We start from the raw sequence: 17,615 nt of genomic DNA, 5'->3' as shown, positions 1-17,615 counted from the left end.
GCCTGTCATCTTCTCGGAGGTGCTCTATTAGTGTTAGAAACCTTGTCTATACGCAATCTTGCCGTCGTTGAGGCGGTAGATGTGCATTTTTATCCTGGCTTCCACGTGCTTACGGGGGAGACCGGGGCAGGTAAATCCATTATTATTGATGCGCTTGGATTGATTGTTGGAGGCCGCGGTTCTGCGGATTCCATTCGTTATGGTTGTGAAAAAGCGGAGATGGAGGCGCTCTTCAGTCTTCCCAGCGGTCATCCCGTTTGGGAGACTTTGGAGCGTCTTGGCATTGAGGCCCAGCGCGAGGAGCATCTTATTATACGACGCGAGCTTACCTCTCAAGGTAAAAGTACATCACGTGTAAATGGGCAGATGGTCAATCTTACCATGCTTCGCGAGATCGGCGAGCAGCTGGTTAATATACACGGCCAGCATGAGCACCAGAACTTGCTGAAGGCGGAACGGCATCTGGGACTGCTGGATACATACGGAGAACCGATTATTGGTCCGCTAAAGGCAGTTTTTCAGGAAAGGTATTCTGCCTTCGCGAAGGTGGAGAAAGAGCTGCGAGAGCTGCAGGAATCCAGCCAGAAGGCATACCAAATGCTTGACTTATATCGTTTTCAGCTTGAAGAAATTTCATCCGCCGGATTAAAACCGGGAGAAGATGAATTACTTACCGAAGAACGGGTCAAACTATCCCACAGTGAGAAAATGATGGATTCCGTATCGGGTGCATATGAGCTACTTTACGACAGACAAGGCTTGGAATCGATCGGTAATGTTATTTCCAGACTTGAGGATGCAGTTCGTTACGATGAGAAGGGTCTGCGAACAGTGCTCGAACAGCTGCAGTCCTCATATTACCAGCTAGAGGATGCTGCTTTTCAGCTTCGTGATTACCGGGAAAATATCGAGTTCAATCCGATGCGACTTGAAGAAATAGAGAATCGTTTGGATTTGATCACTGGACTCCGACGTAAATATGGAGAAAGTGTAGAACAGATTTTGGCTTATTATGAACAAATTCACCGGGAAACTGATTTGCTTGAGAATAAAGATGAATATCTGGAGAAACTGACGGCGAAGCGCGATTCGTTGCTGTCTGTATTAATGGAAGCAGCTACGGAATTAAGTGAAGCACGAAAGCTTTGTGCTGCTGATCTGGCCACCCAAGTGGAGGGTGAGCTCAAAGACCTTCAAATGGAAAGAACCTCGTTGCAGGTCAAATTGGACAGGCTGGAGGACCCGCGTGGAGTCGAATACAATGGTCGGCGTATTCGCCTCACAAGACAAGGGATAGACAGCGCAGAATTTATGATATCCCCTAACCCGGGCGAACCCCTGAGACCTCTTGGCAAAATTGCCTCTGGTGGTGAGCTGTCGCGTATTATGCTGGCAATGAAAAGTATTTTTGCGCGCCATGATGCAATTCCAGTTCTAATTTTTGACGAAGTGGATACTGGTGTCAGCGGCAGAGCTGCTCAGTCCATCGCAGATAAGCTGTTTAAGCTGTCCTCTACCTGTCAGGTGTTCTCCATTACTCACTTGCCGCAGGTGGCTTGTATGGCTGACCATCAGTACTTAATCCGCAAAAAGGTTGAGGATGGAAGAACCATGACTGAAGTGGAATCCCTAACGAACGATGGACGTGTAATGGAGCTGGCCAGGATGCTGGGTGGCGTAGAAATTACCGAAAAAACATTGCACCACTCGCAGGAAATGCTTAATCTGGCCGAGGCAAGTAAGGCTGCAACAAGCTAAGCGGAGCAATGATTGACAGTAATAAAAGCCTGGGGGCAAGGTTATCTTATAGGTACGCAATTGGCGACCACCTTTTTCGTCAAGCGAAAGAAGCAAAAGGGAGCGTGACAGCCATTGAAGCCTAACCTCAGGAAGTTAATGCCAGGCCTTTTATTTGCCTTCTTTCTTAGTTTATCGGGCATAACGGGAACAAACCTAAGTTCTGCTGCACCACTGCAAGGTGAACCAGCCAAGGTGACTGCACAAGGAATTCATTCCGAGCTTAAGGTGATCCCGGGAGGTCAAACGATCGGTGTGAAAGTGAAATCAGCAGGTGTTTTGGTTGTTGGTCATCATCTGATTGAAGTATCCGAGAAAACTAAGCTTTCCCCAGGAGAGGTCAGCGGTTTAGTGCCGGGTGATCTGATGATCTCCATGAATGGTGAGAAATTGGACGAGTTGTCCAAGGTGGCCAAGCTGGTGGATCGTGCTGGTAAAGCGAATAACCCCTTGACCATTGTCTTCAAACGCGGAGGTAAAGAGCATACAGCTAAGTTAAAGCCCGCGTATGACATTCATGACAAAGTGTGGCGGTTAGGCCTGTACATTCGTGATTCAGCAGCGGGTGTTGGCACATTAACTTTTTATGCTCCAGAGCAAGGTGTATATGGAGCTTTGGGACATGTGATTACAGACATGAATACCGGTACTCCAATTGTTGTAGGCAGTGGTCATATCGTTCAGTCCAGTGTCACCTCCATATCCAAAAGCCAGGATGGCGATCCGGGCGAGAAACGAGCGCATTTTTTGAAAGAAAGCCAAGTGCTTGGAAATGTGGAGAGCAATACTGACTTCGGCATCTTCGGTAAAATGAGCTCCAATCCCGAGCACAGTCTTTACAAAGAACCTATCCCCGTGGCGATGAGCGATCAAGTCAAGGAAGGTCCAGCTGAGATCCTAACTGTAGTTGACGGACAGCAGGTGGAACGGTTTAAGGTTGAGATCATTCATGTAGCACATCAGCAAACGCCAGCCACTAAAGGAATGGTGCTGCGGATCACCGATCCACGTCTTATCGATAAGACAGGCGGTATCGTTCAAGGCATGAGCGGAAGTCCTATCGTACAGGATGGCCGTCTCATCGGAGCCGTAACTCATGTATTTGTAAATGATCCTAAGTCCGGTTATGGATGCTTCATCGAATGGATGCTTCAAGATTCAGGTGTGACCAAACAGGAGAATAGGTATTCATTAAATCTTAAGGCGGTTTAGCCTTAAGATTTTTTGTCGAACGATTACGAAGAACCTCGAACATTGAGATAAAATATTTAATTATAATCCAACGCAGAAAAAAAATAAAGAAAAATAATTTTCGACAGAAGGGAATTCGATCTCCATGTCGAAAACGTAAGAGACAAGAAAAAAATGTTATTTTCGAATAGCAGATATAATTAAGGAGGAAGCAGCCAGTGCAGAATATTGAAGTGTTGTTGGCCGATGATAACAGGGAATTTACGAATTTGCTTTCCGAGTACATTTCTGAGCAAGAAGATATGACCGTAACGGGTATCGCCTACAATGGTGAAGAAGTGCTTCAAATGCTTAGCGAAGCGCGTAAAATTCCCGATGTTCTTATTCTTGATATCATCATGCCGCATTTAGACGGCCTAGGTGTATTGGAACGTCTACGTGATATGGATCTGAATCCTCAACCGAAGATCATCATGCTGACTGCTTTTGGTCAGGAGAACATCACTCAAAGAGCTGTACAGCTTGGTGCATCCTATTATATTTTGAAACCGTTCGATATGGAGGTCCTGGCAAATCGTGTACGTCAGCTTGTCGGCTCTCAAGGCAGCATGAGCTCCTCCTCCAACATGTACAATTATTCGTCGACGTCCAGATCGAATGTAGTGCCGCTCTCTAAGGGCAAGAACCTCGACGCTAACATTACCTCGATCATCCATGAAATCGGTGTCCCAGCGCATATCAAGGGCTATCAGTACCTGCGTGAAGCGATCACCATGGTATATAACAATATCGAGATCCTTGGTGCGATTACGAAGACACTCTACCCAGCAATCGCTGAGAAGTTCAAAACCACGCCTTCACGCGTAGAACGCGCGATCCGCCACGCGATTGAAGTCGCTTGGACCCGTGGCAACATTGACTCCATCAGCCATTTATTCGGCTACACCATTAATATCTCCAAATCTAAGCCTACTAACTCGGAATTTATTGCCATGGTAGCGGACAAGCTGCGGATTGAGCATAAGGTTAGTTGAAAGGGTTAGGGGCAGTGTGTGGTACAGTCAGTATAAAATCGATAAACTTGTTTTGAACCGATAAACTTTTTTAAATCTCGCCCGATAAACCTAAATGGTTTATTGGGTTTTGTTTTTATTTAAAGATTAGCCATCTTATAAATGGTGAAACTCAAGCAGGGGCTTAGAACAATCGGGCCAGCTGGTTAGATAAACCAATTCTTCTATCAGAATATAGAGAACTACATTTGTGAGTTAAGTCGGAGGAATCTTCATGAATTATTACGAATCAGGTGTTGAAAGAATTAAGAACATTGATGCGAATTTATACATTGGAATTTCAAAAAAAAGATATGAAGAAGTAAGATCTAGAGGTGAATATGAAGCAGATGCTAATTTGATTGCAGAGTATTACCGAAGAGTCGGCATGTTTTTGCAGTTTATCTCTAAGGAAGCAGCAAGTATATACATAGGTATGGATATGTTATTAGGTTTTAAGATGGAGGAAAATGAGTGGGACATCTTCTTAGAAACGTGTCCGAATTTTAATAAAATTGATATTATGCTTATGAAATTAATAAGTATACATTATTTACGCTGGTGCTCTTTGCTTGATTCGCGCGACAATATCGCATTGCAGTTTCCAGATATATATGAACCGATGATCAAATTATTTGAGAGAGGTGGGGGACGGATTAATACCCATCACCACGAACTGGTTGGTGGATTTGGAGCTTTTTCACGCTCTATTTATGCAAATAGAGGAGATATGACAACTTTTGATATAAGCGATGTTGCTCTAGAAAATATAATTAAGGAAGTAGAACTAGCAGAAGGTTACTTAGCGGACTACAAGAACGGAAATTTATCAGAAAATAATTGTATCCGCTGTGGTAACAAATTATTGATCCTACCAAACTTATCGGATTATGGTTATCAATGGTATAAAATTAAATGCGAGACTAAAGACTGTTTTGATAAAAATTTCTCATGATGCTTCATTAAAGTTATATCAATCGGAGAGATGAAGAGAAGTTTGGAAAAAAATGTGTTGAAAAAGATTTTTATTGATAAGTGACCACTGTCCGTGGCAAGAGCTATCAATAAAATCAATGCAGTAAAAAGACACTGAGATCTATTCATCAGTGTCTTTAATGTGGATACTTTTCCACCAACATTTTATTTCATCGTTCTTGTAATCATTTCATTCAGAAGGTTGGAATTTAAAGTAACTTAATCAGCTCTTCTAACTCATCAACTAATACTTTTGCTAGTTCAAAATTAGTCTCTTTTAAAGCTAATTCTATTTTCATTTCAACTGCTTTTTTATTTTGTTCATTTTCTAAATAATCTTTATCAAAATGACTGGCATAAATCATCTTTCTGAATTTTCGCATACTCATTTTTCTAATCGTCTTCTCGTCAATGATTAGTACATAATCCATACCATTTACTACAGAATAGAAATCATGAGAAATCATGAGAATTGCACCTTTATAATCTTCAATGGCTTTCTCCAGTGCGATTTGTGTATAGGTGTCTAAATGGCTTGTCGGTTCATCAAGAAGCAATAAGTTTGCTTTGCTAGCAGAAACTTTCGCCAATTGCAGTATATTTTTTTCGCCACCAGATAAAGATTCTATCTTTTGAGTAAGAATTTCTCCTTCAAAGCCATAGTTTGAAAGATGTGCTCTAATCTCGTCATAAGTTGCAAACCCAGCATCGATGAAGTCTTCTAGTATGGTATTAGAATCCTTTAGCACTTCGTCTTGAAGCTGAGAAAGATAAGCCACTTTAATATCAGCATTTATTTCAATTGAATCATGATTATTTTTAAAGATATCTCGGAGTAAAGTCGTTTTCCCGGTACCGTTTGGACCGATAAGGGCTACTTTATCTGTAGGTTTCATCTCAAAGTTAACATTTTCTAAAATCAACTCATCAAAGGAAACACTATAATTATTCACATTTAAAACAGTGATGTCTTCTTCAAATTCATTGTCCACACCAAAACTGATTTTTGGTTGCTTAATATCAACGAATGGCGCTTTAATTTTTCGCGCTTCCAATCTTTCTTGAAACTTAACCCTAGCTTTTAACGCTCTCCCTCTAGATGCTTCTGAATTATAGGTTGCGATCGCTCTAAGATTATCAATAATGTTATCGTATCTCTCTATTTCTTCTTGTTCAGCGACTGCGATTTCTTGTAACTCAATTTTCGTCTGAAGTAATGAGAAGTTATACTCAATATATCGCCCATCGAACTCTTGGATCTCCATGTTTTCAAGGTGTATAATTTTGTTAAAACAATGATTCAATAGATAACGGTTATGCGTAACAACTAGCAATATTCCTTTGTGAGCATTAATCAGATTTTTAAGTGCATTTAGGTTTTCAAAATCTAAAAATACATCGGGCTCATCCATAATCATTAAGTCTGGACTAGTCAGCATTTCCTTCATCACTTGAATAAGCTTGAATTCCCCACCACTTAGGTCGGATACCCTAACATCTTTTAGCTTCAAGAGGTTGGCTAAATTTAGTTTCTTATTAATATTGCTTTCAAAATCATTTCCATCCATTAAATCAAAGGCATCTAGAGCTAATTGATACTTTTCGAGTAATGAATCAATATCTGATGATGTTTCCATTTCAGTGAGAATCGCTGTTATTTCATTTTGTATCTTAATAAATTCTTCTCCTATATATTCAAAAACGGTTGTTTCTTTAGATTTGTCTAGTTGCGAAAACTGACTTACATATCCAATTTTGCAGGTGGGGTCCATCTCTAGCTTGCCTTCGAACAAATATTTTTCTGGATCCATCAGTATATCGATCAGTGTACTTTTACCACTGCCGCTTGTTCCTATAAAAGCGCAATGTTGTGCTTCTTCAAGCGTAAATGAAATGTTTTTATATAGTTCTTTTTGCGGGAATGCGAAGGATAAGTTATCAACTTTTATCATAGTGTTACCTTTCTTAACTAAAAATAGTGACTATTATAAGATGTATTGAAGAGTACAGATTTTGAGTTTACCGTTGATAGAGTAACACTGTTTACAAGCAACTTCAATCATTTCGCATTAAAGGTATCAAAATCATCTGATAATACAATCTTACAGACTAATAAATTATGGTTATAAAACCTATAAATACCTAATGGCTACAACTCGGAATTTATTGCCTTGGTAGAAGATAAGCTGCGGAAAATATTCCATTTAATGTTATAGTGGAGTTAGTAGGGTAAATCCTTTGTTATTTTAGATACGTACATGCTTGAATTTATTAAGGCTTGCCCTATATTTATATTTATCGTAGTGCTTCTGACTATACTAAATCTACGGCTATGATACGAGATGAGATAGCTATTGGTGGTTTAGAGAAAGGTTCAATTGGCCTTGTAATTAATAATACGCAAGTTTTAAAAGATGCTAAAACATTTTCAGTGGTGATTGACAGTAAGACTCGTGAGTATGAATATACAGGTGGGAAATATCTAATTATAAAAGATAGTAGGATTTGGAATCCGACTGCTCAATTAAAAATTATTTTCTCAAATGATAAAAATGAAACAATATTTGAATCAGATTATTAAAGAAGATTTATTGGTGTTTACTACTATTTACATATTCTTATTTTGCTGATTTTCTATTACATGAGTATCACTTGAAAATACATATAAGAACCTTCTTTGCGTATAACCTTCATGCGTAATCAACAAAGTTTACGTAGATTATGATGATACTTATCTTCAAAGTTAAATTGGTAAACAAATAAGGAGAACTCTTTATGACAATCTCATCAGGAATAACACGTGAACACGTAATCAGTTATAAGAACAAGAGTCATATAAAGTGAATTTGAAAGTGGGAGAATAGTTTATGGATTTAAAGAAAATTAATTCTTTAACAAAGTACCCAAGCATTCTTACATATCATCAATTAGGTGAACGAGGTCGGTTAAATGATGTTTTAACGGAGTCAAGAGGCTTCGCAGAATTAGACGATGTTTTTGTTTACGAAAAAGTAGATGGTGAAAATTCAAGGATCATTTTATTAAAAAATGATGATAACGAAGTTGATTATCTAATTGGTTCCAGAGAAGAATTGTTATATGCAAAAGGAGATAGAATCGGTAATCCTTATGGGAACATTGCGGAATTTCTTAAGCCGTTAGCAGAAAAAGTAATTGCAGATATCCTTCTTGAGGGTGACTGGGCATTAACCGTAATTTATCAGGAATCTTATGGAGGGAAAACTAAAGCATCCAAGAACTATTCTGACAGAAAAACTCAAGGGTATCGTGTATTTGATGTGTTCTCCTTGAATAAGGATGAATTATATAGACTTCTTGAGTTATCGCAGGAGAAAATTGCGATGTGGCGTGATCACGGAAATCAACCATTTTATGATGAAATTGAGAAGAAGAGATTTATTGAAAGTATTGATTTGCAGTCTGCACCACTTCTTGAAACCATAAAGGGTTCCGAGTTTCCAACTTCTCTTGAGAGTACATATTCTTATTTAAAAAGATTCGAAAACACGCAAGTAGGCATCGACGCATCAGGCAAATCAGAAGGAATCATTGTTAGAACAACGGATCGTAAACAAATTAGAAAAATACGGTTTGAAGATTATGAAAGAACGTTTAGAAAGTAATAGCTGGAATTATTATCAATGCTGATATTTTCAGAATTTAGCATAAGGTTCCTTAAGAGATGGCGGTTGTGAACAGCCCTCAAAATACTGCTTATTCATTGGTCCAAAACCAATAAATATGCGGTATTTTTTTGTGCAGTTTTGATCCAATTAGATAAATCCCTATCGACTATAACTAATACCATGTCCTTGCCATTCGCAAAACCTCCCCACTTCACAAAACATACACCCATTTGGCAAATAATGTTTGACATGTGAGGAATGTCACTGATAAGATGATGTAAATTAAACCTAGTTGAATAATCGGATAAGGTTCTTCAGAGGATTTCATTATTTTTTTAATCTGAATACCTATTAAATACATAAGTATAGTTTAGTTTAAATTTATCGGAAAGGGTGAATGGAGTGTCGGAGGAAACACTGGTTATCGAACATTTGAATAAAGTATTCGCCGCGCCTGCAGGTGATGTTATCGCATTAAGCAATATTCAGCTGAAGGTGAAAAAAGGCGAGTTGATTACGATTATAGGTCCCAGCGGCTGCGGAAAAAGTACCTTGCTAAAAATTGTGGCAGGATTGGATACGAGCTATAGCGGCACGGTTCTACTGAATGGCAAACAGATCGACGGTCCGAGTATTGAGAAGGGATTTATTTTTCAAGAACCAAGACTTTTTCCGTGGTTGACGGTGGAGCATAATATTGCAGCAAATTTATCGCTTAAAAATCCAGAGGTTCGCAAAAAAGTAGATGAATTGATTGAACTTGTACGATTAAAGGGTTTTGAGAAATCCTATCCACGTGAGCTGTCAGGCGGGATGGCCCAACGAGTATCTATTGCTAGGGCGTTGCTCCGTAATCCGGATGTATTACTGCTCGATGAACCTTTTGGCGCACTAGACGCTTTTACTAGATCACATCTGCAAGAGGTACTTCTTGATATTTGGCAGAGCAATAAGACGACTATGTTATTTGTGACTCATGATCTGGATGAAGCTGTATTCCTGGGTGAGCGGGTAGTCATTATGAATCCCCGACCTGGGCATATTCGCAATATTCTTCCCATCGATTTACCGTTTCCGCGAAAAAGATCCAGTACTTCTTTCCAAGAATTACGTCGACTGGTTCTGAGTGAGTTTGAGAAAGTAGAAGAACCGGCAATCGATGTTGGAGCTGGTATCTAGATAAAGAGAGTCCATTTTTTTATAAAAAGGGGAGAGATGATCCATGAAATTATTTCGTAATTCACTACTTCTTATGCTTGTTTTGACTGTATTTGCAACAGGCTGCGCTTCGAATGAAAAGAGTGTGGGAAAGAACGACGCCAACAAATATGAAGGTGTGACCATTAAGATTGGCGTGCAGGGCAGCGGGGGGATGTTTGGTAAAGCCCGTGAGGAAAAATGGTATGAGCAAGAATTTGATAAGCTGGGCGTAAAAGTAGAATGGACGGAATTTCAAAGTGGACCCCCAATGACAGAGGCGATCGCTTCTAATAAGTTGGACATAGCGACTCTTGGTAACATGCCGGTGATCGCAGCCCAAGCTGCGGGTATTCCTATTAAGATTATCTCACAAGTATTAGAAGGTACGAATAACGTTGCTCTTCTTGTACCTGGTAGTAGTACTGCTCAGAAACTGGAGGATCTGAAAGGCAAGAAGATAGCTGTTACAAAAGGCAGCAATGCTTACAACTTCCTTTATCGCGGTATTGAGGAATCAGGTCTTAAAGAAGCAGATTTTGAGATTATCCAGTTGCAGCCTGATGAAGCACAACCTGCATTTGAAACCGGTGGCGTTGATGCATGGGCTACATGGGATCCGTATATTACTCTAAACGCATTGACCGGTAAAGGGAAGGTTTTGACGGATGGTGAGCAATTGGGTGTCTTATCTCCTTCTTTTGTGATCTCCCGTTCAGCGTTCGCAGAGAAATATCCAGAACTAGTTACGCTTTATTTAAAAGTAACCAACAAAGCTATAGCTTGGGAGACAGATAATCGCGCTGAAGCGACTGAAAGATATGCAGCTGAGCGGAACATTCCGGCAGCGGTAATCGAAGGTACGTTTGAACGTTCCCAGATGATCAACATTCCAATTAGTGATGCTGTTGTTGAAGAATTGCAGAAGACAGCCGATTTTCAATTTAATATTAAGAACATCCGTAAAGAGATTGAAGTTTCTAAAATAACAGATAATCAATATATTGAAGCAGCACTGAAGGAACCTTTGAAGTAACGGATGAAACCACAGATGTAGAAAAGAGGTTGTTTACATGCAATTCAGTGCTGAAAAAGCTGTGATCTCGCCACTAATTCATAAGAAGAATCCAGTAAAGAAGCGCGGACTTTCCATCCAAACGACGAATATATTGCTTGGACTTATCTTGCCAATTGCTTTACTCCTGATTTGGGAGATAGCCGGAGCGATGGGAAAGTTAAATCCTATATTGCTGCCAAGGCCAAGTGAAATATGGCGGGAACTGGTTAGCTTGACCGCGTCCGGTGAGCTGGCGAAACATTTAGGCATATCCGCTTGGCGGGCACTGCTTGGTTTCTTAATTGGGGGAGGGCTTGGCTTAGCGGCTGGTTTGTGGGTAGGCTTTTCATACAAAACAGAACGTTTGCTGGATCCGTCGCTGCAAATGCTGCGCACGCTGCCCCATTTAGCAATCGCTCCACTATTTATTTTGTGGTTCGGATTCGGTGAAACCTCAAAAATATTGTTGATTGCCAAAGGTTCATTTTTCCCATTATACGTGAACACATTTCTAGGAATCCGTTCGGTGGACAACAAGTTGTTTGATGTTGGGAGAGTACTGCAATTCAGTAAATGGCAGATGGTGAGTAAGTTAATTATTCCAGCCTCACTGCCCAACATCTTTTTAGGTATCCGTTTGTCTGTGGGCATAGCTTGGCTTGGACTTGTCGTAGCGGAGATGATGGGCTCTAGCTCAGGTGTTGGCTATCTAATCAATGACGCGCGATCGTTTTCTTTGACCACAGTGGTATTTGTTGGGATCATCGTGTTTGCTGTAGTAGGTAAACTGTCAGATTCATTAGTGAAGCTGTTGGAATCGAGATTGCTAAGATGGCAGGACAGTTATAGGGGAGATAAAGGATCATGAGCAATCACCTATCCAGTAATAAAATAGAGCGTCACGACGATGGTTTAAGCTGGATTCCAAAAAAACTGCATGGTTGGATTGTACCTCTAGCTCTAGTGGTGATTTGGGAAGTGGCAGCTGCGCTCCATCTAGTCTCTGCGACGACATTGCCTGCTCCATCTACCATTATTGCGCAGTTCTTTTCTTTAATAGCTAGCGGTGAGCTGTTTCGACATCTGGGGATTAGCGCCTATCGGGCAGGGCTTGGCTTTTTATTGGGATCTGCTACTGGACTGCTGCTTGGCTTATCTACAGGACTTGGGAAGTTGGTAGAGCGTACACTGGATCCATCTTTACAGATGCTTCGGACGATTCCATTACTTGCCCTTATTCCGTTATTCATTTTGTGGTTTGGTGTAGGTGAATTTTCTAAAATACTAATGATTTCATTAGGTGCTTTTTTTCCAGTTTATCTGAACACTTTCCTAGGAATTCGTAATGTTGATATCAAGCTTGTTGAAGTATCCCGTATTTTCCAATATACAAGATGGCAGTTGCTTAGCAAAATGATTATTCCGGCTGCAATGCCTAATATTCTACTTGGTATTCGCTTATCACTTGGTGCATCGTGGCTTGTACTCGTCGTAGCGGAGATGATGGGAACAAGTGCGGGGATAGGCTATATGATTCAGGATGCCAGAGCTTATTCGCAAACAGATATAGTATTCGTTGGAATTTCAATCTTTGCAGTGATAGGAAAACTTTCGGATTCCGCAATTCGATTGCTGGAGAGAAGATGGCTGCATTGGCGTGATACATTCAAAGGTTAACGAACTCTAGAATTCGAAAGGCAGGGTCATTATGGGAACCAGAAAAGATCAGCTACATTTAGGTGCATTTATTTATTATTCAGGACATCATCATTATGGCTGGCGTCATCCGGAATCGGGAGCGGATAAGATCTTCAATTATAAATTTTATCGCGAATTGGCAAAAACCGCCGAGCGTGGGAAGTTCGATATGATGTTTTTGGCGGATTTGTTGTATGTGATGGGTGCGGATCAAGCAGCTTCGGGTATGCTGGACCCATTGACGCTGTTGTCAGCCCTTTCGACAGAAACAGAAAAACTCGGATTAACGGCTACCGTATCGACCACGTATAACGAACCTTATAATGTGGCTCGCAAATTTGCTTCTTTAGATCATATTAGTGAAGGCCGAGCGGGTTGGAATATTGTCACCTCCCAGCTTGATGTGGAAGCTTATAACTATGGGAAGCCGGAGCATCCAGAGCACGGACTTCGGTATAAAATGGCACGTGAATTTGTTGAGGTGGCAACGCTTCTCTGGGACAGCTGGGAGGATGACTCTTTAATCGTCAACCGCGAAGAGGGACAATTTGCTGACGCGAAGAAGATCAAAGAAGTGGAATACAAAGGGGAGTGGTATTCTACAAAAGGAACCCTCAATGTTCCTCGCTCACCTCAAGGGTATCCTGTACTTATTCAAGCCGGATCTTCTGGTCCAGGACAAGATTTTGCAGCTAGTTTTGGAGAGGTGATCTTTACGGCACAGCAGTCGCTTGAAGCGGCTAAGGCCTTCTATGAAAGCGTCAATTCCAAATTAGCAGATTATGGCCGTGAACGTGGTAGCTTAAAAATTATGCCGGGCTTGTCTCCGATCATTGGAGCGACCGAAGAGGAAGCCCAAAGTAAATATAAAGAACTGCAGGAGTTGATTCCTCCTGCCGCTGTTGTTGGTATGTTGTCTGGCATGTTGAGGTTTGACCTGTCCGAATACCCAGTAGATGGACAGCTGCCTGAGATTCCTGATCCAGTAGAAGCATCAAATGGAATGAAAAGCCGGGTTCAGCTGATTATGGATATGGCTCGTAAGGACAAATTATCGATATTAGAATTAGGCCGCCGTTTGCTTGGTGCACGAGGACATATGCAGTTTGTTGGAACCTATGAACAATTGGCAGATTTAATGCAATTGTGGTTCGAAGAGTACGGCTGCGATGGATTTAATATTATGCCACCAGTACTGCCGGGCAACTTGGATGAATTCGTGGATCATGTTGTGCCCATCTTGCAAGCACGCGGCTTGTTCCGCACTGAGTATACGGGGAGTACCCTTCGTGAACATCTAGGATTGGAGCGTCCGGATATTCGTCATTTTCAGAATCGTAGAGTGGCTGAAGTAGGGGCTGGTAAATAAGGTTGGATTCACTCCTTTATCGGTTTTTGAAGAACCAATAGAGGAGTGTTTTTGTTATAATAGAATAATCTGAATTGTAAAAAATCATTCTATAAATGCCACATTTTAAATGTTTACCGCCCTACAATAAGGTTTATATATGGTAAATATTGTGATAGACTTAAATAGTATTAGAGCACAACTACAGTGTTTGCAGCTGCATTGGTATACTGGTCTAAACCATACCAAAGACGGATATGCTTAAACCAAGCAATAAAATGCTTGGGAGGTGTCATTCTAAAATGTGTGAGAAGGAGGAGGAAAATGGTATGAGTCTTGTACAAAAGAAAAAAAATATCCCTAACTCATTGTCTGAACATCCTAACTTCAAATCGAAAGTACCGCGTTTGAATGTAGTTGATGGAAAGGCTAAAATTGACTCTGATAACCGTCTCCAACAAAAATGGTTTGAGGAATTTAAGAAGTAATAGATGAATCTAAAAGCCGGGCAAGTTTTTTGGTATGAAGTAGATTATCCAAAAACAGGAGAAACCGAAATAAGACCAGTCGCAATAGTGGAAATTATTGATGGATTACCAATTTTTGTTGTTTTCGTTGCATTGACCCACTCTAAAATAAAAAATTTTGAAGGAAAGTATGATAAGTGGAAAATTCCATTATTTAAAGGAAGAGACTGCGGATTAGGGAAAGTTCATTTGCAAAAGTGAATTGCGTAGCCCAAGCGGAGGCCTCCTCCTTTAATTCATCTGATTACATCGGTCAACTAAACCCAATCGATTTAAAGAACGTTAAGAAAAAATTAATGGAATTCCTCGATTCAGGGGATGGATTTTGGTGAATTATACATAATTTTTTGAAGAACACTTCTTCAACGAAGTGTTTTTTTGTACCATAAAGCTGGAGGATACTGTTCACTAGATAAGGACGTCATGAAGAAATGAGGTTCGATATGATAACTGTTTATCTTGATGACTTACGAGACTGTCCAGAAGGGTTTACCTTGGCAAGAACATTTGAAGACGCTGTTAAACTTTTCGAAAATAATGAAGTGAACATCCTTACGCTTGATCATGATTTAGGTGAAGACGCCGAGGGAATTGAACTAAAGAACGGGTATGATTTTGTGAAATACTTTTGTGAGCATGGTTTAAGGGCGAATAAGATTTATCATCATACGGATAATCCTGTAGGCAGAAGAGATATGTACGAGACCTTATTGGCAGCTCAACGCAGAGGTTTTATAAAGAAGGATATATAAATTTACTATTATCCTATAACAGTCAATAAGTATAGTGGAGATTGATGGGACTAAGAGATGTGTTAATCTTTACATAACTTTATACCAAAAAGCGAGGCGTAAGGAAATGAATGCAGCAGAGTTTCAACAGTATGTTAAGGAGTTCAGTGAAATCAAAGGGTTTGATACCAGCACCATTGAGCAGAGAATGCTGTACTTAATGACTGAGGTTGGGGAGTTGTCCAAAGAGGTTTTGTCGGTATCTTTTCATCCAGATGCGGAGCGGAAAGAAAACTTGGGATACGAGATGTACGATGTGGTGTGGAATATTTTTGATCTGGCCAATAAACTTGGTATTGATCTGGAGCAGGCGTTTAAACGTAAGCTGGAGATTAATGAACAGAGGACTTGGGAGTAGGGTGTATCTATTGAATACTTTTAAAAAAATCCAAGGACCTCCCTCGAGGGAAGCCTTGGATTTTTTTCACCCTAAACTTTATTTAAATGAAGCATAACCTTCATCAGCCATTACAACACTACCGTTAATTGCACTAGCTTCTGGTAAGGAGAGCAAGTATACAGTGTCTGCAACTTGTTCAGGTAATGTTAGTTTGTTACCCATTACTTTGCTCTTCATTTGGTCAACCATTCCTTGATCTTTATATCCTTGGATAATTGGCGTATCTACAGCGCCTGGAGCAACGGCAAGCACGCGGATGCCATGAACCGAAAGTTCAAGTGCTGCGGATTTAGTCATCATAATGACCGCACCTTTAGAAGCGTGATATGCGAATGTACCTGGGGAAGCTAGGAATCCAAATACAGAAGCTGTATTGATGATCACACCTTTGATGCCGAGCTCACGCATTTTTTTACCAGCAGCGATAATCCCATGGGCTACACCATGCTGATTGACATTAATGACACTGTGATAATCCTTAAGGTCTTGGTCTAGTACAGGAGTGACGCGGCCGATCCCGGCATTGTTGAACATAACGTCAATTCTTCCATAAGTATCTACAGTTTTTTGAACCAGCGCTTCGACATCTTCATATTTGGAAACATCTGTTTTGACGAAAATTGCTTCGCCACCCTCTTTAATAATTTGTGCTACCGTTTCTTCACCTAATTGTTGATTGAAATCGGCAACGACAACTTGATCACCTTTACTTGCAAATTTAATGGCGGTTTGTTTCCCGATTCCACTGGCTCCACCAGTTATTACGGCTACTCTTTTGTCTGTCATTTGAGTTTCCTCCTCAAGAAATATAGTTATACTAGAAATGAAAGTTGATATAGTAAAAATGGTTACTTACTAACTTATTTACATTGTAACACTTGTCTAAATTAATTAAAATTTAAGTAAATTTAATAGTTATTAAGTAAAGATTAACTTAAGGGGTGATTCAAATGAATTTAGAGCAATGCGAGAATATTGTAGAAGTCGCAAAGATTGGTTCTTTAACCAAAGCAGCTCAGAATCGTCATATCACTCTATCCGCAATGAGTCAGTCCATTACCATGCTGGAGGCTGAGCTGGGAGTTACTTTGTTCATCCGTTCGCGCGGGCAAAAGGCGGTTCCCACAGCAGAAGGAAATACCATTATTAGCAAAGCAAATGAAGTCCTGATGAAAGTAAATGAATTAAAAGAAGAGGCACAGATTTACAGCGATACGTTAAGTGGTCATTTGAAAATTGCTACGATACCTGGACCCATGCATCTGATGGTGAAGGTAATCTCTAGTTTTAAGGCAGATTTTCCAAATGTGAAAATAGAGATTTTTGAAAAAGGACCCAAAGAAATTCTGGATAATGTACTTCAGGATGAAATGGACATTGGACTTATGGTCTCACCGGAGGGAATGCCTGACACATATAAGGGGGTTAAGTTTGAACGGTTAATGGAAGGAAAAATTGTAGTGGGTGTACATCCACAGTCACCGCTAGCCCTGAATTCAATCCTTACACCGGATCAGTTAGTGGGGCAGACGTTAGTTTTATACGATGATCCTTACATTAAGGACTATGTAGAGCGATATTTATCTGACTATGGGCCGATCAATTTGCTTTTTGTAAGTAACAACACACGGGCGATTGAGAATGCAGTTGCAGAAGGACTGGCCATCACAATTGGTCTGGATTATTCGTTTCTAAAAATATCAGAGATGACTTCTGCCTTCATGAAAACCATCGAGTTACGATCACCAGATACCCGTGCGAAATATTCAGGAGCTATTGTCTCTGCTTCAAAACAGACCTCCCAGACCGCCCGAAGATTTATCAACAGGCTAAAGCATGAATTTGATGAAATGATTAGACGAAGTTAACAGTATGCCTTGGTAAATTTTATCTAACCTTTACGCTTCCTAGTTAATATTAACCCTATGATGTTGT

The 17,615-nt window shown here is 40.4% G+C and carries 18 protein-coding genes; 16 read left to right on the top strand and 2 right to left on the bottom strand.

Going from position 1 to position 17,615, the window contains the following annotated elements; all coding sequences use genetic code 11:
- Window positions 1-30: 30 nt before the first annotated feature.
- The 4 genes from recN (at window position 31) to MKY14_RS12540 (ending at window position 4,995) form a co-directional block, all read left to right on the top strand.
- Window positions 31-1,758, top strand: a complete 1,728-nt coding sequence (recN, locus tag MKY14_RS12555) for a DNA repair protein RecN (RefSeq protein WP_076129654.1) — start codon at window positions 31-33, stop codon at window positions 1,756-1,758.
- 138 nt (window positions 1,759-1,896) lie between these two features.
- Complete coding sequence (gene spoIVB / locus MKY14_RS12550; RefSeq protein WP_081383394.1) at window positions 1,897-3,009, top strand: SpoIVB peptidase; 1,113 nt, start codon at window positions 1,897-1,899, stop codon at window positions 3,007-3,009.
- Window positions 3,010-3,206: 197 nt separating this feature from the next.
- On the top strand, window positions 3,207-4,022 hold the full coding sequence (gene spo0A, locus MKY14_RS12545; protein ID WP_036682806.1) for a sporulation transcription factor Spo0A: 816 nt from the start codon (window positions 3,207-3,209) through the stop codon (window positions 4,020-4,022).
- A 253-nt stretch (window positions 4,023-4,275) separates the two neighbouring features.
- Window positions 4,276-4,995 carry a hypothetical protein gene (locus tag MKY14_RS12540; protein WP_340976565.1) on the top strand — a complete coding sequence of 240 codons (720 nt, stop codon included), beginning with the start codon at window positions 4,276-4,278 and terminating at the stop codon, window positions 4,993-4,995.
- A 229-nt stretch (window positions 4,996-5,224) separates the two neighbouring features.
- On the opposite strand, the gene MKY14_RS12535 is transcribed toward MKY14_RS12540, so the two are convergent.
- On the bottom strand, window positions 5,225-6,967 hold the full coding sequence (locus MKY14_RS12535) for an ABC-F family ATP-binding cassette domain-containing protein (protein ID WP_340397017.1): 1,743 nt from the start codon (window positions 6,965-6,967) through the stop codon (window positions 5,225-5,227).
- 326 nt (window positions 6,968-7,293) lie between these two features.
- Between MKY14_RS12535 and MKY14_RS12530 the strand changes: the two genes are divergently transcribed.
- The 11 genes from MKY14_RS12530 (at window position 7,294) to MKY14_RS12480 (ending at window position 15,638) form a co-directional block, all read left to right on the top strand.
- Window positions 7,294-7,596, top strand: coding sequence for a hypothetical protein (locus MKY14_RS12530; protein ID WP_076308888.1), 303 nt, complete (start codon window positions 7,294-7,296; stop codon window positions 7,594-7,596).
- Between the two features lie 286 nt (window positions 7,597-7,882).
- Complete coding sequence (locus MKY14_RS12525; protein ID WP_340397015.1) at window positions 7,883-8,659, top strand: RNA ligase family protein; 777 nt, start codon at window positions 7,883-7,885, stop codon at window positions 8,657-8,659.
- Between the two features lie 405 nt (window positions 8,660-9,064).
- A complete protein-coding gene (locus MKY14_RS12520; RefSeq protein WP_076129471.1) occupies window positions 9,065-9,841 on the top strand; it encodes an ABC transporter ATP-binding protein in 777 nt (258 codons plus the stop codon).
- A gap of 43 nt (window positions 9,842-9,884) precedes the next feature.
- The gene (locus MKY14_RS12515; RefSeq protein ID WP_340976562.1) at window positions 9,885-10,895 is read left to right on the top strand and encodes an aliphatic sulfonate ABC transporter substrate-binding protein; all 1,011 of its coding nucleotides are present in this window, start codon (window positions 9,885-9,887) and stop codon (window positions 10,893-10,895) included.
- Window positions 10,896-10,932: 37 nt separating this feature from the next.
- Window positions 10,933-11,784: an ABC transporter permease gene (locus tag MKY14_RS12510; RefSeq protein ID WP_038572516.1), complete on the top strand. Its 852-nt coding sequence runs from the start codon at window positions 10,933-10,935 to the stop codon at window positions 11,782-11,784.
- Window positions 11,781-12,593, top strand: coding sequence for an ABC transporter permease (locus MKY14_RS12505; RefSeq protein ID WP_076129474.1), 813 nt, complete (start codon window positions 11,781-11,783; stop codon window positions 12,591-12,593). Before MKY14_RS12510 ends, MKY14_RS12505 begins: the two co-directional genes overlap by 4 nt.
- Window positions 12,594-12,624: 31 nt before the next feature.
- Entirely contained in the window at window positions 12,625-13,983 is a 1,359-nt protein-coding gene (locus MKY14_RS12500) for an LLM class flavin-dependent oxidoreductase (RefSeq protein ID WP_076277666.1), read from the top strand.
- 308 nt (window positions 13,984-14,291) lie between these two features.
- The gene (locus tag MKY14_RS12495; RefSeq protein WP_175618933.1) at window positions 14,292-14,450 is read left to right on the top strand and encodes a hypothetical protein; all 159 of its coding nucleotides are present in this window, start codon (window positions 14,292-14,294) and stop codon (window positions 14,448-14,450) included.
- A 3-nt stretch (window positions 14,451-14,453) separates the two neighbouring features.
- A complete protein-coding gene (locus MKY14_RS12490; protein WP_076193172.1) occupies window positions 14,454-14,690 on the top strand; it encodes a hypothetical protein in 237 nt (78 codons plus the stop codon).
- 230 nt (window positions 14,691-14,920) lie between these two features.
- A complete protein-coding gene (locus tag MKY14_RS12485) occupies window positions 14,921-15,241 on the top strand; it encodes a cyclic-phosphate processing receiver domain-containing protein (protein ID WP_340976557.1) in 321 nt (106 codons plus the stop codon).
- A gap of 106 nt (window positions 15,242-15,347) precedes the next feature.
- A complete protein-coding gene (locus tag MKY14_RS12480; RefSeq protein ID WP_036676004.1) occupies window positions 15,348-15,638 on the top strand; it encodes a MazG nucleotide pyrophosphohydrolase domain-containing protein in 291 nt (96 codons plus the stop codon).
- A 78-nt stretch (window positions 15,639-15,716) separates the two neighbouring features.
- Here MKY14_RS12480 and MKY14_RS12475 read toward each other — a convergent pair whose 3' ends face one another.
- The gene (locus MKY14_RS12475; RefSeq protein WP_076129478.1) at window positions 15,717-16,466 is read right to left on the bottom strand and encodes an SDR family NAD(P)-dependent oxidoreductase; all 750 of its coding nucleotides are present in this window, start codon (window positions 16,464-16,466) and stop codon (window positions 15,717-15,719) included.
- A gap of 164 nt (window positions 16,467-16,630) precedes the next feature.
- Between MKY14_RS12475 and MKY14_RS12470 the strand changes: the two genes are divergently transcribed.
- Window positions 16,631-17,548: a LysR family transcriptional regulator gene (locus tag MKY14_RS12470; protein ID WP_340976555.1), complete on the top strand. Its 918-nt coding sequence runs from the start codon at window positions 16,631-16,633 to the stop codon at window positions 17,546-17,548.
- Window positions 17,549-17,615 lie beyond the last annotated feature (67 nt).

The organism is Paenibacillus sp. FSL R5-0887, assembly GCF_038002305.1.
GTDB classification, from domain to species: domain Bacteria; phylum Bacillota; class Bacilli; order Paenibacillales; family Paenibacillaceae; genus Paenibacillus_AQ; species Paenibacillus_AQ odorifer.
The sequence above is the reverse complement of the archived record's forward strand: the minus strand, read 5'-3'. Positions and strand labels throughout refer to the sequence as shown.